Annotated in this window: 17 protein-coding genes; 13 read left to right on the forward strand and 4 right to left on the reverse strand. The window is 63.5% G+C overall.

Features of this window, described 5'->3' with window-relative positions:
- Positions 1-87: 87 nt before the first annotated feature.
- Positions 88-840, forward strand: coding sequence for a DUF1003 domain-containing protein (locus L8F45_RS23835; RefSeq protein WP_342360317.1), 753 nt, complete (start codon positions 88-90; stop codon positions 838-840).
- Here L8F45_RS23835 and L8F45_RS23840 read toward each other — a convergent pair.
- A complete protein-coding gene (locus L8F45_RS23840; RefSeq protein WP_342360318.1) occupies positions 827-1,696 on the reverse strand; it encodes a sigma-70 family RNA polymerase sigma factor in 870 nt (289 codons plus the stop codon). The two genes, L8F45_RS23835 and L8F45_RS23840, sit on opposite strands and share 14 nt — an antisense overlap.
- Positions 1,693-2,151: a carboxymuconolactone decarboxylase family protein gene (locus L8F45_RS23845; RefSeq protein ID WP_342360319.1), complete on the reverse strand. Its 459-nt coding sequence runs from the start codon at positions 2,149-2,151 to the stop codon at positions 1,693-1,695. The genes L8F45_RS23840 and L8F45_RS23845 overlap by 4 nt, the downstream gene beginning before the upstream one ends.
- 162 nt (positions 2,152-2,313) lie before the next feature.
- On the opposite strand from L8F45_RS23845, the gene L8F45_RS23850 reads away from it, so the two are divergent.
- From L8F45_RS23850 to L8F45_RS23905, 12 genes are all read left to right on the forward strand, one after another.
- Positions 2,314-2,631, forward strand: coding sequence for a hypothetical protein (locus L8F45_RS23850; protein WP_342360320.1), 318 nt, complete (start codon positions 2,314-2,316; stop codon positions 2,629-2,631).
- 49 nt (positions 2,632-2,680) lie between these two features.
- Positions 2,681-3,325 (forward strand): TetR/AcrR family transcriptional regulator, encoded by a 645-nt coding sequence (locus tag L8F45_RS23855; RefSeq protein ID WP_342360321.1) that lies wholly within the window; start codon positions 2,681-2,683, stop codon positions 3,323-3,325.
- 267 nt (positions 3,326-3,592) lie between these two features.
- Entirely contained in the window at positions 3,593-4,561 is a 969-nt protein-coding gene (gene mdh / locus L8F45_RS23860) for a malate dehydrogenase (RefSeq protein WP_342360322.1), read from the forward strand.
- A 143-nt stretch (positions 4,562-4,704) separates the two neighbouring features.
- Positions 4,705-5,901, forward strand: a complete 1,197-nt coding sequence (gene sucC / locus L8F45_RS23865) for an ADP-forming succinate--CoA ligase subunit beta (RefSeq protein WP_342360323.1) — start codon at positions 4,705-4,707, stop codon at positions 5,899-5,901.
- 3 nt (positions 5,902-5,904) lie between these two features.
- Complete coding sequence (locus tag L8F45_RS23870; protein ID WP_342360324.1) at positions 5,905-6,387, forward strand: DUF1579 family protein; 483 nt, start codon at positions 5,905-5,907, stop codon at positions 6,385-6,387.
- A gap of 8 nt (positions 6,388-6,395) precedes the next feature.
- Positions 6,396-6,911, forward strand: coding sequence for a hypothetical protein (locus tag L8F45_RS23875; protein ID WP_342360325.1), 516 nt, complete (start codon positions 6,396-6,398; stop codon positions 6,909-6,911).
- A 3-nt stretch (positions 6,912-6,914) separates the two neighbouring features.
- On the forward strand, positions 6,915-7,799 hold the full coding sequence (gene sucD, locus L8F45_RS23880; protein ID WP_342360326.1) for a succinate--CoA ligase subunit alpha: 885 nt from the start codon (positions 6,915-6,917) through the stop codon (positions 7,797-7,799).
- 12 nt (positions 7,800-7,811) lie between these two features.
- Positions 7,812-8,153, forward strand: coding sequence for a DHCW motif cupin fold protein (locus tag L8F45_RS23885; RefSeq protein WP_342360327.1), 342 nt, complete (start codon positions 7,812-7,814; stop codon positions 8,151-8,153).
- Positions 8,154-8,168: 15 nt separating this feature from the next.
- On the forward strand, positions 8,169-11,138 hold the full coding sequence (locus L8F45_RS23890) for a 2-oxoglutarate dehydrogenase E1 component (protein ID WP_342360328.1): 2,970 nt from the start codon (positions 8,169-8,171) through the stop codon (positions 11,136-11,138).
- Between the two features lie 263 nt (positions 11,139-11,401).
- Positions 11,402-12,676 carry a 2-oxoglutarate dehydrogenase complex dihydrolipoyllysine-residue succinyltransferase gene (odhB, locus tag L8F45_RS23895; RefSeq protein ID WP_342360329.1) on the forward strand — a complete coding sequence of 425 codons (1,275 nt, stop codon included), beginning with the start codon at positions 11,402-11,404 and terminating at the stop codon, positions 12,674-12,676.
- Between the two features lie 86 nt (positions 12,677-12,762).
- Positions 12,763-13,167 carry an MAPEG family protein gene (locus L8F45_RS23900; protein WP_342360330.1) on the forward strand — a complete coding sequence of 135 codons (405 nt, stop codon included), beginning with the start codon at positions 12,763-12,765 and terminating at the stop codon, positions 13,165-13,167.
- Between the two features lie 50 nt (positions 13,168-13,217).
- Positions 13,218-14,000 carry a hypothetical protein gene (locus tag L8F45_RS23905; protein ID WP_342360331.1) on the forward strand — a complete coding sequence of 261 codons (783 nt, stop codon included), beginning with the start codon at positions 13,218-13,220 and terminating at the stop codon, positions 13,998-14,000.
- 19 nt (positions 14,001-14,019) lie between these two features.
- Here L8F45_RS23905 and L8F45_RS23910 read toward each other — a convergent pair whose 3' ends face one another.
- A complete protein-coding gene (locus L8F45_RS23910; RefSeq protein ID WP_342360332.1) occupies positions 14,020-14,415 on the reverse strand; it encodes a polyketide cyclase in 396 nt (131 codons plus the stop codon).
- Between the two features lie 24 nt (positions 14,416-14,439).
- Complete coding sequence (locus tag L8F45_RS23915; RefSeq protein WP_342360333.1) at positions 14,440-15,576, reverse strand: serine hydrolase domain-containing protein; 1,137 nt, start codon at positions 15,574-15,576, stop codon at positions 14,440-14,442.
- Positions 15,577-15,595 lie beyond the last annotated feature (19 nt).

Genomic DNA, 15,595 nt, shown 5'->3' on the forward strand with positions numbered 1-15,595 from the left:
GCAGCCTCGGTCCCGCGTCGAGCGCGCCTGTCGCATCGACAGGCTGATGGCTCCACGCCATGTTTCGATATCGGACGGAGGCTCTTCATGAAAAACGCCGACGCATCGAATGGTCTGCGTTGCGCCATATCAGGCGCGTCGCTGACGCGCCGGGAGGCCGTGCCGATCGCGCTGGTGCGGCCGGAGCTCGCCGCGCATATTCGCAAGGAGCATCCGGAGCTTCAGCCTGACGCCGTGATCAGCCGCGCGACGCTCGATCAATATCGCGGCCGCATGGTCGAGGAATTGCTGCATGAAGAGCGCGGCGAACTGACCGATCTCGAAAAGGACGTGGTGGCGAGCCTCGCGTCCCATGACATCATCTCGCAGGATGTGGAGAGCGAGGCGGACGAGCGCCGCACTTTTGGAGAACGCGCAGCCGATCTCGTGGCGCAGTTCGGCGGAAGCTGGAGCTTCATCATCGCCTTCGCCGCCTTCGCCTTCATCTGGATGGGAATCAATCTTGTCTGGGCGTCGGCCACTTTCGATCCCTATCCCTTCATCCTGCTCAACCTCGTGCTCTCCTGTCTCGCCGCCATCCAGGCGCCGATCATCATGATGAGTCAGGGCCGCAAGGAGGCGAAGGACAGGTTGCGGGCGCAATCGGACTATCGCGTCAATCTCAAGGCGGAGCTGGAGATCAGGCATTTGCATGAAAAGATCGACCACATGCTGCTGAAGCAATGGGATCGTCTCGCCGAAATCCAGAAGATCCAGCTCGATCTGCTGCAGGAGCTCGCGGAAAGCCGCGGCATGCGAAAGGCGCCGAAGCCCGTGGAGTCGCCGCCTAGTTCAACCTAGAATCGTCGAGATGGCGCAGCTTGTCAGGATTGCGCGTGACATACATCGCGACGATTCGGCCATCCACGATCTCGAACGCCGTCGTCTGGACGCCGTCATGCTCGCGCGTGACGAAGCCCGGCAATCCGTTGATGAGAGCGTAGCGCACCAGCGCCGAGGGATGAGCGGCGAATATCTTCGCGAGATTCTCCTGCACGCTGAGCGCAGCATCGATGCCGATGATCGGCTGCGTCGCCGCCGGACGTTTGCCGCCGCCGTCGGAATAGATCGCGATGTCGTCGGCGAGGAGAGATTTCAGCGTCGTCATGTCGCCGCTGCGCGAGGCCGTGAAAAAGGCGGCGGCGATATCGAGGCCGCGCTCCTTCGGCATGTCGAAGCGCGGCCGATCGGCGCGCACATGGGAGCGAGCGCGGCTCGCCAATTGCCGGCAGGCGGCGGAATCGCGGCCGATCGCTTCGCCGATCTCGTCGAAACCCATGCCGAACACGTCATGCAGGAGAAAGGCGGCGCGTTCGAGCGGCGAGAGGCGTTCCAGCGCCATCATCAAAGGCAGGGTGACGTCTTCGTCCACGGCGTCCTCACTGGATTCGACGACGGGTTCGGGCAGCCAGGGACCGATATAGGTCTCGCGCCGGCTGCGGGCGGATTTGAGCTGATCGAGACAGAGCCGCGTCACCACGCGCGTCAGGAAGGCTTCGGGATCGCGCACGGCGGCGCGATCCGTCTCAAGCCAGCGCAGAAACGCGTCTTGCGCGACATCCTCCGCATCCGCGACCGATCCGAGCATGCGATAGGCGATGCGGATCAGCCGCGGACGATGCGGATCGAACGACGCGGCGGCGTCACCGCTGTTCACGCGGCCGCCTTCGTCTCGGCGGGATGCACGCTGCGGAAGCCGACATTGATGCGGTTCCAGCCATTGATGGCGACGATCAGCATGGTGAGCTTCACCTGCTCCTCCTCAGTGAATTCCGCCTTCACCGCTTCATACGCCTCATCCTGCGCGCGCGCATCGTCGAGATCGGTGAGCGCTTCGGTCCAGGCCAGCGCCGCGCGTTCACGCGCGCTGTAGAGCGGCGATTCGCGCCAGGCGTTGAGCAGATAAAGCCGCTCTTCGGTTTCGCCGGCCTTGCGCGCATCCTTCGCATGCATATGCAGGCAGAAGCCGCAGCCATTGATCTGCGAAGCGCGCATCTTCACGAGCTCGCCGAGGCTGTGTTCGAGGCCGTCCTTTTCAAGCGCCGCGCCGAAGGCGAGCAGGGCCTGCATCGTTTTGGGGGCGGCGGAAAACGGGTTCAGTCGGGCTTTCATGTCAATCTCCGTGAGGGGCGAGGGGTTCGCCTGCCATCAAGACGAGACAGCCATGCGGGATGTGACATCGGGGGCGAAAAAATCTCACGGATGGTGAGGCGTACGAGCTCCCGTTGCGCGGGTGATGGGATAAGCGCAGATTCGTCGGGTCGGAGCGAATAGATGACGGTTTCGGATCAACTGCGCCGATGGTTCCCGTTCCCAAAGACGCGGGGTGACCGGGTCGTCTATGTGATCGTCGCCATCGCGGCGGCGAATTTCCTCTCCTTCGCCGCGATCAGTTCATTCATCGGCGGTGACGCCTTGAACGGCAAATATGAAGCCGGTCACTATTTCCTGAACAATCACGGGCGGCTAACCGAGGTCAGTGAGTCCGTCTTCAATTACAGCAAATGGCACGCTCGAAGTCTTTTCCTGACTCATCCACTTGCGATTTTGGCCGGGCTCGTCGCGGCAGCTTCGAAGAAGTGGAGCCTCTGACGATGGCGGAGGGTGGCGCTCGCGCCTCGCTTTACAGCGAGACGCACTCATGACCCTGCAGGCCCCCCTCGGTCGCCCAGCCTCCTCTCCGACGGATAGCGCGCAGTCGCGGCTGCTGGCGCTGGCGGAGGAGGAAATCCGGCGGCAGGGCTTCAAGCGCATGCGCGTCGTCGCGATCGCCGAGGCGGCCGGCATGACCCACGCCAATGTCTATCGCTACTTCCCCTCGCGGCTGGCGCTGGCTGATGCGGTGACCGTCGGCTGGCTCAAGCCCGTCGAGGCTGCGCTGCTGGACGCCGCGACGGCGGCTGATCCCGCCGTCGACAAGCTCGAACGCATGGCGCTCGCGCTGGCGCAGGCCTACCGCGACCGGCTGGAGCAGGACGCCAATCTGTTCGCCCTGTTCGCCGACGCGGTGGAGAAGGCGCGCCCGGTCGCCCGTAAGCATCGCGCCCGCACGCGCGAACTGATCGGCCGCGTGGTCGAGGAGGCGTTGGGAGAGGACAGCGCCGGGCGGGCGGAGCGGGAGAAGGCGACGAATCTCCTGTTCGACGCCGGTCATCGCTTCCTGCATCCGACGTCGGTTCTACAGGACAAAGACGTTCCCCGAAGCGCGTTCAATCAGCGGCTCAACCTGATGCTGGAGGTGACGCTGCGCTATTTTCGCACTCGCCTGCGCATCGACGGAGCTTGATATTTTGATACGATTTACAAAATATGTAATTTGTAACAAGCGGGAATTTCACATTTCCGCGCGCGAAGCGGCTTCGGCGGTGCGCGCTACGCCATTCAAAAATATGGCGAATATCTTCCTGAACGGAGAGCGGAAAAGTTAATCACGGCGGCCGGGCGCCTCTTCCGCAGGCGTTCGTCGCCTTGCTCTTGCCTCCGAATAGAGTCACAGCAGCGGCCTGTGGCGCGGGCTTGGTCTCCGCCCCCAACGCACCGAAGGATTTCGTTCATGGCGCGCAAGAAGATCGCCCTTATCGGCGCCGGCCAGATTGGCGGCACCCTCGCCCTCCTCGCCGGACAGAAAGAACTGGGCGACGTCGTCGTCTTCGACATCATGGACGGCATTCCCCAGGGCAAGGGATTGGACATTGCCGAGGCGTCGCCAGTGCAGGGTTTCGACGCCGCCTACAAGGGTGGCAATGACTACTCGATCATCGCCGGTGCGGATGTCGTGATCGTCACGGCTGGCGTGCCGCGCAAGCCCGGCATGAGCCGCGACGATCTCATCGGCACCAATCTGAACGTGATGAGTCAGGTCGGCGCCGGCATCAAGCAGCATGCGCCCGACGCGTTCGTCATTTGCATCACCAACCCGCTCGACGCGATGGTGTGGGCGCTGCAGAAATTCTCCGGGCTGAAGCCTAACAAGATCGTCGGCATGGCCGGCGTGCTCGACTCGGCGCGCTTCCGCTATTTCCTCGCCGAGGAGTTCGGCGTGTCGGTGAAGGATGTGTCCGCCTTCGTGCTTGGCGGCCATGGCGACGACATGGTGCCGCTCGTGCGCTATTCGACCGTCGCGGGAATCCCGCTGCCTGATCTCGTGAAGATGGGCTGGAGCACGCAGGCGAAGATCGACGCGATCGTCGACCGCACGCGCAAGGGCGGCGGCGAGATCGTTGCTTTGCTCAAGACCGGCTCGGCCTTCTACGCGCCGGCGGCGTCCGCCATCGCGATGGCCGAATCCTACCTCAAGGATCAGAAGCGCGTGCTGCCCTGCGCCGCCCATCTCACCGGACAGTATGGCGTCTCGGGCGGCCTCTTCATCGGCGTGCCGATCGTGATCGGCGCCGGCGGCGTCGAGAAGGTCGTCGAGGTCGAACTCAACGCCGACGAGAAGGCGATGATGACGAAGTCGATCGCATCCGTGCAGGGTCTCGTCGAGGCCTGCAAGGGAATCAATGAAAGCCTGAAAGGCTGACTGTCATCCCGGGCGCGCCGCAGCACGTAGTGGTGCGGCGCAGACCCGGGACCTCTGTGAATTGAGCCTTTGACGGAACAAGGTCCCGGATTAGCAGCGCACCGCTTCGCGCTGCGCCGCATCCGGGATGACGGGAGAACGGAATGAACATCCACGAATATCAGGGCAAGGCCGTCCTCAAGGAATTCGGGCTTCCCGTGTCCGCGGGCTTTCCCGCCTTCACCGCCGACGAAGCTGTCGACGCCGCGAAGAAGCTGCCCGGCCCGCTCTATGTCGTGAAGTCGCAGATCCACGCCGGCGGCCGCGGCAAGGGCAAGTTCAAGGAATTGCCTGCCGACGCCAAGGGCGGCGTGCGCCTTGCAAAGTCGGTCGAGGAGGTCGGCGCCTTCGCCAAGGAAATGCTCGGCCATACGCTTGTGACCCTGCAGACCGGTCCGGCGGGCAAGCAGGTCAACCGCCTCTATATCGAGGACGGCTCGGACATTGCGAAGGAGTTCTATCTCTCGCTGCTCGTCGATCGCGAGACCTCGCGCGTCGCTTTCGTCGTCTCAACCGAAGGCGGCATGGACATCGAGAAGGTCGCGCATGACACGCCCGACAAGATCGTCACCTTCTCGGTCGATCCCGCGACCGGGCTGATGCCCCATCATGTGCGCGCTTTCGCGGAAGCGCTGCATCTGCAGGGCGATGTCGCCAAGCAGGCGTCGCCGGTGCTCAACGGCCTCTACAACGCGTTCGTCGCCAAGGACATGGCGATGCTCGAAATCAACCCGCTGATCCTGACGAAGGACAGCAAGATCAAGGTGCTCGACGCCAAGATCTCGTTTGATTCGAACGCGCTCTATCGCCATGCCGACATGGTCGCGCTGCGCGACGAGACCGAAGAGGACGCCAAGGAGATCGAGGCGTCGAAATATGATCTCGCCTATATCGCGCTCGACGGCACGATCGGCTGCATGGTCAATGGCGCCGGCCTCGCGATGGCGACGCTCGACATCATCCAGCTCTATGGCGAATCGCCTGCGAACTTCCTCGATGTCGGCGGCGGCGCCTCGGAAGAGAAGGTGACGGCGGCGTTCAAGATCATCACCGCCGATCCCAAGGTGAAGGGCATTCTCGTCAATATCTTCGGCGGCATCATGAAGTGCGACGTGATCGCGCGCGGCGTCATCGCCGCGGTGAAGGCGGTCGGCCTCAAGGTGCCGCTGGTCGTGCGCCTCGAAGGGACGAACGTGCAGGAAGGCAAGGAGATCATCTCCTCGTCCGGTCTCAACGTCATTCCCGCCGACGATCTCGACGACGCCGCGCAGAAGATCGTGAATGCGGTGAAGAAGGGCTGATCCATGCCCGCGGCGGACCAGATCGCTGCGCCGCAGCCGCTCGACGAGCACCGCAAGCTTGCGGCGCTCGCGGGCGAATGGGCGGGCGAGGAGATGGTCTATCCCTCGCGCTGGTTCGAGGCCGGGCCGGCGGTGTCGCATGTGAATGCGCGCGTCGATTTGGGCGGCTTCTGCGTGATCCAGGACTATCGCCAGATGCGACACGGCCAGCAGATTTTCGCCGGCCATGGCGTCTTCACGTTCGATCGCGACGACCGGCTCTACAAGATGTTCTGGCACGATTCGCTTGGCTATTTCGCGCCGGCGCCGGCCTCGGGAAGCTGGAAGGACGGAACGCTGACGCTGCTGCGCGGCTCGCTTCGCGGCGGCGCGCGCCACATCTTCGAATTTCCCGACGAGAACACCTACACGCTGAAGATCCAGTTCTCGCCTGACGCGGAAGGATGGGCCGACGTGCTCTCCGGCGTCTACAGGCGACTGAGTTGAGGCGGGCGATGGCGAGTGTTCGCGCTGAAATCGTGATGGCGGGCCTGACGCTGGCGGCGACGGCGAATTCGGCGCGCGCCGACGAGAACGACATGCTGTTTGGCGCGATCAACGATTTCTGCGCCCGTCCGCGCGGCACTATCACGGAAACCACGAAGAAGGCGGCGCAGTCGCCGTTCCGGGCCGAAACGCGCTGCGCCCGCGCCGAGGACAAGACCTATCGGTGCGGAGCCTACTTCGCAAAGCTCAATGGCGGCGCGACTTTGACGCTGTCGGCGAAATCCCCGAGCGCGCCGGCGTCCGAATGCCTGTTTGTTGGATATTCGGACGATCTTGCCGGGCTGCTCGCGCGCATGACAACGGAATTCGCCCTTTCGCAGCCGGTGGAAACGCCGCTGACTTATAACGGCTGGAAATCGTCAGGCGGCGTGACTGCGGACGGCCGCACGGCGACGGTCGCGCTCAATTATTCCCTGCAAGACAACCAAAAAGCAGGCTCCTTCAATCTCGTTATCAGGCGGTAAGCAATGTCCATCCTCATCGACAAAAACACCAAGGTCATCACGCAGGGCTTCACTGGCAAGAATGGCACGTTCCATTCCGAGCAGGCGCTCGCCTATGGCACGAAGATGGTCGGCGGCACATCGCCCGGCAAAGGCGGCTCGAAGCATCTCAACCTGCCTGTGTTCGACACGGTGAAGGAAGCGCGCGATGCGACCGGCGCCGACGCCTCGGTGATCTATGTGCCGCCTCCGGGCGCGGCTGATGCGATCTGCGAAGCGATCGATGCGGAGATTCCGCTGATCGTCTGCATCACCGAAGGCATTCCGGTGCTCGACATGGTGAAGGTGAAGCGTTCGCTTTCGGGCTCGAAGTCGCGCCTCATCGGGCCGAACTGCCCCGGCGTCGTCACCGCCGGCGAATCGAAGATCGGCATCATGCCGGCCAACATCTTCAAGCCCGGCAATGTCGGCATTGTCTCGCGTTCGGGCACGCTTACATATGAAGCGGTGTTCCAGACGACGCGCGAAGGCCTCGGCCAGACGACGGCGGTCGGCATTGGCGGCGATCCCGTCAAGGGCACCGAATATATCGACATGCTGGAAATGTTCCTCGCCGACCCGAACACCAAGTCGATCATCATGATCGGCGAGATCGGCGGTTCGGCCGAAGAGGACGCGGCGCAGTTCATCAAGGACGAGGCGAAGCGCGGCCGCAAGAAGCCGATGGTCGGCTTCATCGCGGGCCGCACGGCGCCTCCCGGCCGTCGCATGGGCCACGCCGGCGCGATCATCTCAGGCGGCAAGGGCGGCGCGGAAGACAAGATCGCCGCGATGGAGTCAGCCGGCATCAAGGTGTCGCCGTCGCCGGCGCGCCTCGGCAAGACGCTGGTCGAAGTCCTCAAGGGCTGAGCGACAAGCGCCATGCGCATGAGCGGCATCCCCTTCGGCACCACGGACTGGTCGGCGATCGAGCCGACGCGTCACGCAGGCGATGTCGGCGAAGCGACATGGCGCACGCAGCATTTCGGACCTGCCGATAACGCCATCCGCGTGCGGATGGTCGAATATTCGCCGGGTTACGAGTCCGACCATTGGTGCAGCAAGGGCCATGTCCTGCTTTGCGTCGAAGGCGAACTCGAAACGACGCTGGAGGACGGACGCGTTTTCGTTCTCACCCCCGGCGTCAGCTATCAGGTTGCGGATGGGGCCGAGCCGCATCGTTCGCGGACAAGGAGCGGCGCCAAGCTGTTCATTGTCGATTGAAGAAAGGTGACACGGATGTCACGCCAGGATCTCAACGAATATTTCGCCTCCACGTCCTTCCTCTCCGGCGCCAACGCCGCCTGGATCGAGGATCTCTATGCGCGCTATGAGACCGATCCCAACTCGGTCGATTCGCAGTGGCGCGATTTCTTCGGCGGCCTCGCCGATTCTAAGAGCGACGTCGCAAAGAATGCGAAAGGCGCTTCGTGGAAGAAGCCGAACTGGCCGATCCCGCTGAACGGCGAACTCGTCTCGGCGCTCGATGGCAACTGGATCGAGGTCGAGAAGAAGGTCGGTGACAAGATCAAGGCGAAGGCCGAGAAGGCGCCGCAGCCGGTCGCCGAAGCGGATGTGCATCAGCAGACGCGCGATTCCGTGAAGGCGCTGATGATGATCCGCGCCTATCGCATGCGCGGCCATCTCCACGCCGATCTCGATCCGCTCGGCCTCGAGCAGAAGCGCGATCACGAGGAGCTGCATCCTTCAAGCTACGGCTTCACGGAAGCGGATTACGACCGCAAGATCTTCATCGACCATGTGCTCGGGCTCGAATTCGCGACCATTCCCGAGATGATCGCGATTCTGCGCCGCACCTATTGCTCGACCATCGGCTACGAATTCATGCACATCTCCGACCCGGCCCAGAAGGCCTGGCTGCAGGAGCGCATCGAAGGACCTGATAAGGAGATCGCCTTCACGCCGGAAGGCAAGCGCGCGATCCTCAACAAGCTGATCGAGGCGGAAGGCTTCGAGAAGTTCCTCGACGTCAAATTCAAGGGCACGAAGCGCTTCGGCCTCGATGGCGGCGAAGCGATGATCCCGGCGCTGGAGCAGATCATCAAGCGCGGCGGCCAGCTCGGCGTGAAGGAAATCTGCATCGGCATGGCCCATCGCGGCCGCCTCAACACGCTGACGCAGGTGATGGGCAAGCCGCACCGCGCGCTGTTCCACGAATTCAAGGGCGGCTCGTTCACGCCCGAGGATGTCGAGGGTTCAGGCGACGTGAAGTACCATCTTGGCGCGTCGTCCGATCGCGAGTTCGACGGCAACAAGGTGCATCTGTCGCTGACGCCGAACCCGTCGCATCTCGAAATCGTCGATCCGGTCGTGCTCGGCAAAGTGCGCGCCAAGCAAGATCAATACAACTGCCCGCCGGAAGATCGCACCGCCGTCATGGCGATGCTGATCCATGGCGATGCGGCGTTTGCCGGCCAGGGCGTCATCGCCGAATGTTTCGGCCTGTCCGGCCTCAAGGGCCATCGCACCGGCGGTTCGGTGCATTTCATCATCAACAACCAGATCGGCTTCACCACCTATCCCCGCTATTCCCGCTCGTCGCCCTATCCGTCCGACGTGGCGAAGATGATCGAGGCGCCGATCTTCCATGTGAATGGCGATGATCCTGAAGCCGTGGTGTTCGCGGCGAAGGTTGCGACGGAGTTCCGGCAGAAATTCCAGAAGCCCGTCGTCATCGACATGTTCTGCTATCGCCGTTTCGGCCATAACGAAGGCGATGAGCCGGGCTTCACCCAGCCCTTGATGTACAAGAAGATCGCGCAGCAGAAGACGACGCTGGAGATCTATTCCAGGCGTTGCGTCGACAACGGCGTGGTGAGCGAGGCCGACATCGAGAAGCGCAAGGCCGACTGGCGCGCGAAGCTCGAGACGGAGTTCGATTCCGGCGCGGCCTACAAGCCGAACAAGGCCGACTGGCTCGACGGCAAGTGGGCCGGCCTCACCTCCGTCAAGGAGAAGGCGGAAGAGGACGATGCGCGCTCGGGCCAGACCGGGCTTGCGATCGATCAGTTGAAGAAGCTCGGCGAGCGCATCACCACGGCGCCGGAAGGCTTCCACGTCCATCGCACGATCCAGCGCTTTCTCGATAACCGTCGCAAGATGATCGAGACCGGACAGGGTCTCGACTGGGCGACGGCGGAGGCGCTCGCCTTCGGCTCGATCGTGACGGAGGGATCGCGCGTGCGTCTTTCCGGTCAGGATTCCGAGCGCGGCACGTTCAGCCAGCGGCATTCGGTGCTGATCGATCAGGAGACCGAGGCGCGCTACACGCCGCTCGACAATATCGCTGACGGGCAGGCGAAGTACGAAGTCATCAATTCGATGCTGTCGGAAGAGGCGGTGCTCGCCTTCGAATATGGCTACACGCTCGCCGAGCCGAATTCGCTCGTGTTGTGGGAAGCCCAGTTCGGCGACTTCGCCAACGGCGCGCAGGTGGTGTTCGACCAGTTCATCTCCTCGGCCGAGCGCAAGTGGCTGCGCATGTCGGGCCTCGTCTGCCTTCTGCCGCATGGCTATGAGGGGCAGGGGCCGGAGCATTCGTCGGCGCGTCTCGAGCGCTTTCTCCAGATGTGCGCCGAAGACAACATGCAGGTCGCGAACGTTTCGACGCCCGCGAACTACTTCCACATCCTGCGCCGCCAGTTGAAGCGCGACTTCCGCAAGCCGCTGATCCTGATGACGCCGAAGTCGCTGCTGCGCCACAAGCGTTGCGTGTCGCCCCTTTCGATGCTGGGTCCTGATTCGCGCTTCCATCGCTGGCTGCAGGACGATGCGGAGAATCCCGGCGGCGAGCCGATCAAGCTCGTCAAGGACAACAAGATCCGCCGCGTCGTGCTGTGCTCGGGCAAGGTCTATTACGACCTTTACGAGGAGCGCGAGAAGCGCGGCATCGACGATGTGTATCTGTTGCGCGTCGAGCAGCTCTATCCGTTCCCGGCGCGCTCGCTGGCGCACGAGATGGCGCGCTTCAAGGGCGCGGATGTCGTCTGGTGTCAGGAAGAACCGAAGAATATGGGCGCCTGGAATTTCGTCGAGCCCTACATGGAATGGGCGCTCGGTCAGGCCGGCTGCAAGGCGAAGCGCGCGCGCTATGCCGGCCGCGCCGCCTCGGCTGCGACCGCGACGGGTCTGATGTCGAAGCATCAGGGACAATTGCAGGCCTTCCTCGAAGAAGCGCTGGCGAACTGAGGTGTGATTGTGAGCGCCGGCGAGGGAGAGGCGAACGGATCAAAGTGGCAGAGCTGGAAGCATCTTGTCGCCTCCATCGCTGAGCTTGGTCCGTTTGGAATCGTCCTCGCTCCGGCGTTTTTGCTCTGGTTCTGCGTACTTCGCTCCGCTGTCGCCATCGGGCGATTGACGGAGTCGAGCGCCGGCAAGACGAAACGATAGCGGACCAAGGCGCTTTCCGCCGATCACACGGCGACAACGCGCTAACGAGAATAGAGGGTATCATGGCAAGTGAAATTCGCGTTCCGACGCTGGGCGAATCCGTCAGCGAAGCGACGGTCGGCAAATGGCTCAAGAAGGCCGGCGATGCGGTGAAGGCCGACGAGCCCTTGGTCGAGCTTGAAACCGACAAGGTCACGCTCGAAGTGAATGCGCCGGCCGCCGGCGTGCTCGGCGAGATCACGGCGAAGGAAGGCGAGACCGTGCAGAAGGACGGTCTGCTCGGCGTCATCACCGCCGGCAGCGGCGCCGCGAGCCCGACGCCGAAGGCCGAGAAGGCCGTCGCTCAGGCGGCGGGCGCTTCGGCGGCGAAGACCATGGACGGCGCTGCGAAAGCCAGCGGCGCTATCGCGGGCGATGAGCCGATCGCGCCGCGCAACAACGGCAAGGCCGGCGATTCCGGCCCCGCCGTCGCGCGCATCGCGGCGGAATCGGGCGTGGACCCCGCCTCTGTTTCAGGTTCGGGCAAGGATGGCCGCGTGACCAAGGGCGACATGCTATCGGCGATCTCCGCGCCGAGGCCGGCTGCGCCTGCGCCGGCTCCTGTTCAGGTGCGCGCGCCGGTCGCGCAGGACGACGCCTCGCGCGAAGAGCGCGTGAAGATGACGAAGCTGCGCCAGACGATCGCGCGCCGCCTCAAGGAGGCGCAGAACGCAGCCGCCATGCTGACGACCTTCAACGAGGTCGACATGACCAACGTCATGGCGTTGCGCAACCAGTACAAGGATGCGTTCGAAAAGAAGCACGGCGTGAAGCTCGGCTTCATGGGCTTCTTCGTGAAAGCCTGCGTGCAGGCGCTGAAGGAAATTCCATCGGTCAACGCCGAGATCGACGGGACCGACATCATCTACAAGAATTACTATCACATCGGCGTCGCCGTCGGCACCGACAAGGGGCTTGTCGTTCCTGTCGTGCGCGATTGCGATCAGCTCTCGATCGCCGGCGTCGAGAAGAAGATTGGCGAATTCGGCAAGCGCGCCCGCGACGGCCAGCTCAAGATCGAGGAGATGCAAGGCGGCACCTTCACCATCTCGAATGGCGGGGTCTACGGCTCGCTGATGTCGACGCCGATCCTCAACGCGCCGCAGTCGGCGATCCTCGGCATGCACAAGATTCAGGAGCGGCCGATGGTGGTCGGCGGCCAGATCGTGGTGCGGCCAATGATGTATCTCGCGGTCTCCTATGATCACCGCATCATCGACGGCAAGGAGGCGGTGACCTTCCTCGTGCGCGTCAAGGAAGGCCTCGAAGACCCGGCGCGACTGGTGCTCGATCTCTGAGCTAGCGAGGTTTTGAGAACGGCTGGCGCCGCAAGGTCAAAGGCGCCATCATCCCCGCGAGGCTGACGACCAAGCGGGGATGTTTCATGAATCCGGCTGCGGCCACGACCGAAATCTCGGTCCTCGGATGGAGCGTTCTGCTCCTCCTCGTACAGATCGTCGCGCAGACCCTGTCGCTGGTGAAGGATGCCGGGCTTGGCTACGCCATGAGCCCGCGCGACGCCAATCCGGCGATCACTGACCTCACCAAGCGACTGACGCATGCGCTGCGCAATTTTGCGGAGACCTATGCCGCCTTCGTCGGATTGGCGCTGGCGCTCGTCGTCACCGGCAAGGCGGGCGGCCTTGGCGCGACCGGCGCGCTTGTCTGGTTCTGGGCGCGGGTGATCTATGTGCCGCTGTTCGCGATCGGCGTTCCCGGCCTGCGCACGGCGGTGTGGACGGTCTCGATCGTCGGTCTCGTATTGATGCTGATCCGGCTGACAACGTGATGCGCCTCCCGTTCCGGGGGCGCGCTTTCCAAACTCTCCCGTCGCGTTTCATGCGCGGCGCGACTTTTCTCTTTGCTCTCATTGGCGCCGCCCCAGCGCAAGTGCTGACGCACAAGCAGCTCCTGCCTGCGATCGACGCCGTGGTGACGCGCAAGCTCGAACAGCGCGCCATGCTCGCCTCCTGCGGGCGCGCCGACGCGCATGTGAAAGATGTTCTCCCCGCCGCGTGGATCGATTTTCGGAACACGCTCGTCACGCTTCTCTGGGCGGCGGATTTTCCCGCCGACTTCGTGCGCGGCGTGATGGCGCGCACCGATCCGGTGAAACTTCTGGAGCCGCCGCCGGCGACGGATGCGGTCTGCAAGGACCCGCGCTTCATCGACATCAGCATCGCGCTCAAGCCTGACGGCTGGAGCAGCGACATGCGTTTCATGTTTAGGGGATTGCAGCTTCCCTCGAACATTCCAATTCCGACCGGCGCGCAATGGGACCGCGTGAAAGCCGTCGTGGCGCATGAGGCGCCGGCGCAAGCGAAGATGCTCAATTGCTTCTACGTTCTTGAACCTAATCTTCTGCCAATCCTGATGTCGGACTGGGCGCGCGCGGTCGGCGACAGCCGCGTGATGCTGGAGTCCGCGGGCTTCGCACGCGACGAGATCGCGGCGCTTCTTGACCCGCTGGCGCCTGAATTGATGCTGAAGCCGGCGGCGGATCGCGACGCCGCGCGCGCCGCCTGCCGGAAGGACGAGGAATGGCAGCAGCGTCAGGCCATGTTCCTGACAATGAAGCTGTTCTTCGACGTGAAGGAAATCGTCACGGGGAAGAAGCAGTAGCGCTCAAAGGCAGGGGCGTTCAGCTCTCGAGCAACGCCTTCAGCGCCTTGAGATCGGCGCGCACCAGCCCGGAATCGCGCGCCATGATCTCATCGCTCATGCCGGGCTGGCGGTAGAGCGTGAGCAGAGCCTCGCAGCCCGCGCCATTGGCGATCACGCGCATCGGCACATGGATGTCAAAGCCGGCGCCGGCGTCGACCCAGTGATCCATCACGCCGAAATCATTGTGATCGCTGAAGCGGATCGCAATCGGCCCGTCGACGCCATCGGCTTTCCAGACGTCGCCGTCGCGACGAAGATTGGCGCGCGCGAGGCCGCTGGCCCAGCGCGCGAAAATCTCCGGCCGCCAGATCGCCTCATAGGCGTCGCGCCAGTCGCGATTGATCGAGATGCTGAAGGTTGTGGCTTCGAGCATGGCGATCTCTCCCTTGCGTCGACTTCACTTGAAACTCTTCCACGCCTGATTGGCGCGGCCGAGCGCGCTGCGCAGATCGTTCAGCGCCTTGTTGTCATAGCTTGCTGGCGTGAATGCGGCGAACAGGGCGGTTCCGTCAGGCGCCCGCGCGAAGGTGGCGCGAATGATCGCTGTCGTCGGCTTTCCCTTCGCGTCGACGCCGCGCGAATTGAGCTGGCCGCCATGGCCCACATGCCAGCCGCCATTTCCCGCATGGGTGATGACGCCGAGACTGTACCAGTCGCCGTCCTCCATCGCGCCGGCCCCGCGCATGGCTTCGATCCACGCTTTCACCTTCGGGCCGAGAAACGGATTGTCCGCGGCGAAGACGTCGGCGAGAGCGAGATAGTCCGTTGACGAAATGATCCATCCGCCCATCGATGACCAGATGCGCCAGTCGGGATGGAGACGCGCGCCTGAAATATTCAGCGGCTTCATCACGGCGTCGCGGCAATAGTCCTCGTAAGGCCGCTTCGAACGATCCTCGATGATCGCGCCAAGCGCGAGATAGCCGGCGTTCGCATAGATGTAGGCCGCGCCGGGGGCGCGCTTCAGCTTGCGCCTGAGATGCTCGGCGAGCAGCGCCTGGATCATGGGCGACGCGCCTTTGCGCTCGCTCGCGGCCTTCCTGATCATGGCGAAGAGCGGATCGTTGTCAGGATTACCCATGAGGCCGGAATGATGCGTCAGAAGCTGCGCAACAGTGACGTCAAGAAAGCGGGGATCGGCAGGCGCGCCATTGCGGGCGAAGAAGCCCGACAGCGCCTCGCGCATCGGCGCGTCGAAATCGAGCTTGCCGTCGCGGACGAGCGTCGCGACGCAGACGCCGGTGATCATCTTGGAGAGGCTGCCGAGCAGGGTCGGCTCGTCTACGCTTTTCTTCTCGTTGCGGGCATAGACGATGCGGCCGCCGCGCTTGACGAGAAGCGCCAGCGTCGCCGGCTTGTAACGCTCAATCCATTGATCCGCGGCGATGCGATAGGCGTCGGCGCTGTCGGGAAGCGCTGGGGGCTCCGCGGCGGCTGCGCGAGGTCGCGCTTTCGCCTGGGCGAATGCGCCCGCGGTCAATCCGCAGGCGAGGATGATGGCTGCAAGGCCGCATGCCCTGAGGAATTTTCGCATGCGGCCTTGTGACTGATTC

The sequence above is a fragment of the Terrirubrum flagellatum genome (assembly GCF_022059845.1).
Lineage (GTDB): Bacteria > Pseudomonadota > Alphaproteobacteria > Rhizobiales > Beijerinckiaceae > Terrirubrum > Terrirubrum flagellatum.

Coding starts and splice junctions, on each gene's coding strand:
- L8F45_RS23835 (WP_342360317.1), top strand. CDS start 88: ATGAAAAACGCCGACGCATCGAATGGTCTGCGTTGCGCCATATCAGGC.
- L8F45_RS23845 (WP_342360319.1), bottom strand. CDS start 2,151: ATGAAAGCCCGACTGAACCCGTTTTCCGCCGCCCCCAAAACGATGCAG.
- L8F45_RS23850 (WP_342360320.1), top strand. CDS start 2,314: ATGACGGTTTCGGATCAACTGCGCCGATGGTTCCCGTTCCCAAAGACG.
- L8F45_RS23855 (WP_342360321.1), top strand. CDS start 2,681: ATGACCCTGCAGGCCCCCCTCGGTCGCCCAGCCTCCTCTCCGACGGAT.
- mdh (WP_342360322.1), top strand. CDS start 3,593: ATGGCGCGCAAGAAGATCGCCCTTATCGGCGCCGGCCAGATTGGCGGC.
- sucC (WP_342360323.1), top strand. CDS start 4,705: ATGAACATCCACGAATATCAGGGCAAGGCCGTCCTCAAGGAATTCGGG.
- L8F45_RS23870 (WP_342360324.1), top strand. CDS start 5,905: ATGCCCGCGGCGGACCAGATCGCTGCGCCGCAGCCGCTCGACGAGCAC.
- L8F45_RS23875 (WP_342360325.1), top strand. CDS start 6,396: ATGGCGAGTGTTCGCGCTGAAATCGTGATGGCGGGCCTGACGCTGGCG.
- sucD (WP_342360326.1), top strand. CDS start 6,915: ATGTCCATCCTCATCGACAAAAACACCAAGGTCATCACGCAGGGCTTC.
- L8F45_RS23885 (WP_342360327.1), top strand. CDS start 7,812: ATGCGCATGAGCGGCATCCCCTTCGGCACCACGGACTGGTCGGCGATC.
- L8F45_RS23890 (WP_342360328.1), top strand. CDS start 8,169: ATGTCACGCCAGGATCTCAACGAATATTTCGCCTCCACGTCCTTCCTC.
- odhB (WP_342360329.1), top strand. CDS start 11,402: ATGGCAAGTGAAATTCGCGTTCCGACGCTGGGCGAATCCGTCAGCGAA.
- L8F45_RS23900 (WP_342360330.1), top strand. CDS start 12,763: ATGAATCCGGCTGCGGCCACGACCGAAATCTCGGTCCTCGGATGGAGC.
- L8F45_RS23905 (WP_342360331.1), top strand. CDS start 13,218: ATGCGCGGCGCGACTTTTCTCTTTGCTCTCATTGGCGCCGCCCCAGCG.
- L8F45_RS23910 (WP_342360332.1), bottom strand. CDS start 14,415: ATGCTCGAAGCCACAACCTTCAGCATCTCGATCAATCGCGACTGGCGC.
- L8F45_RS23915 (WP_342360333.1), bottom strand. CDS start 15,576: ATGCGAAAATTCCTCAGGGCATGCGGCCTTGCAGCCATCATCCTCGCC.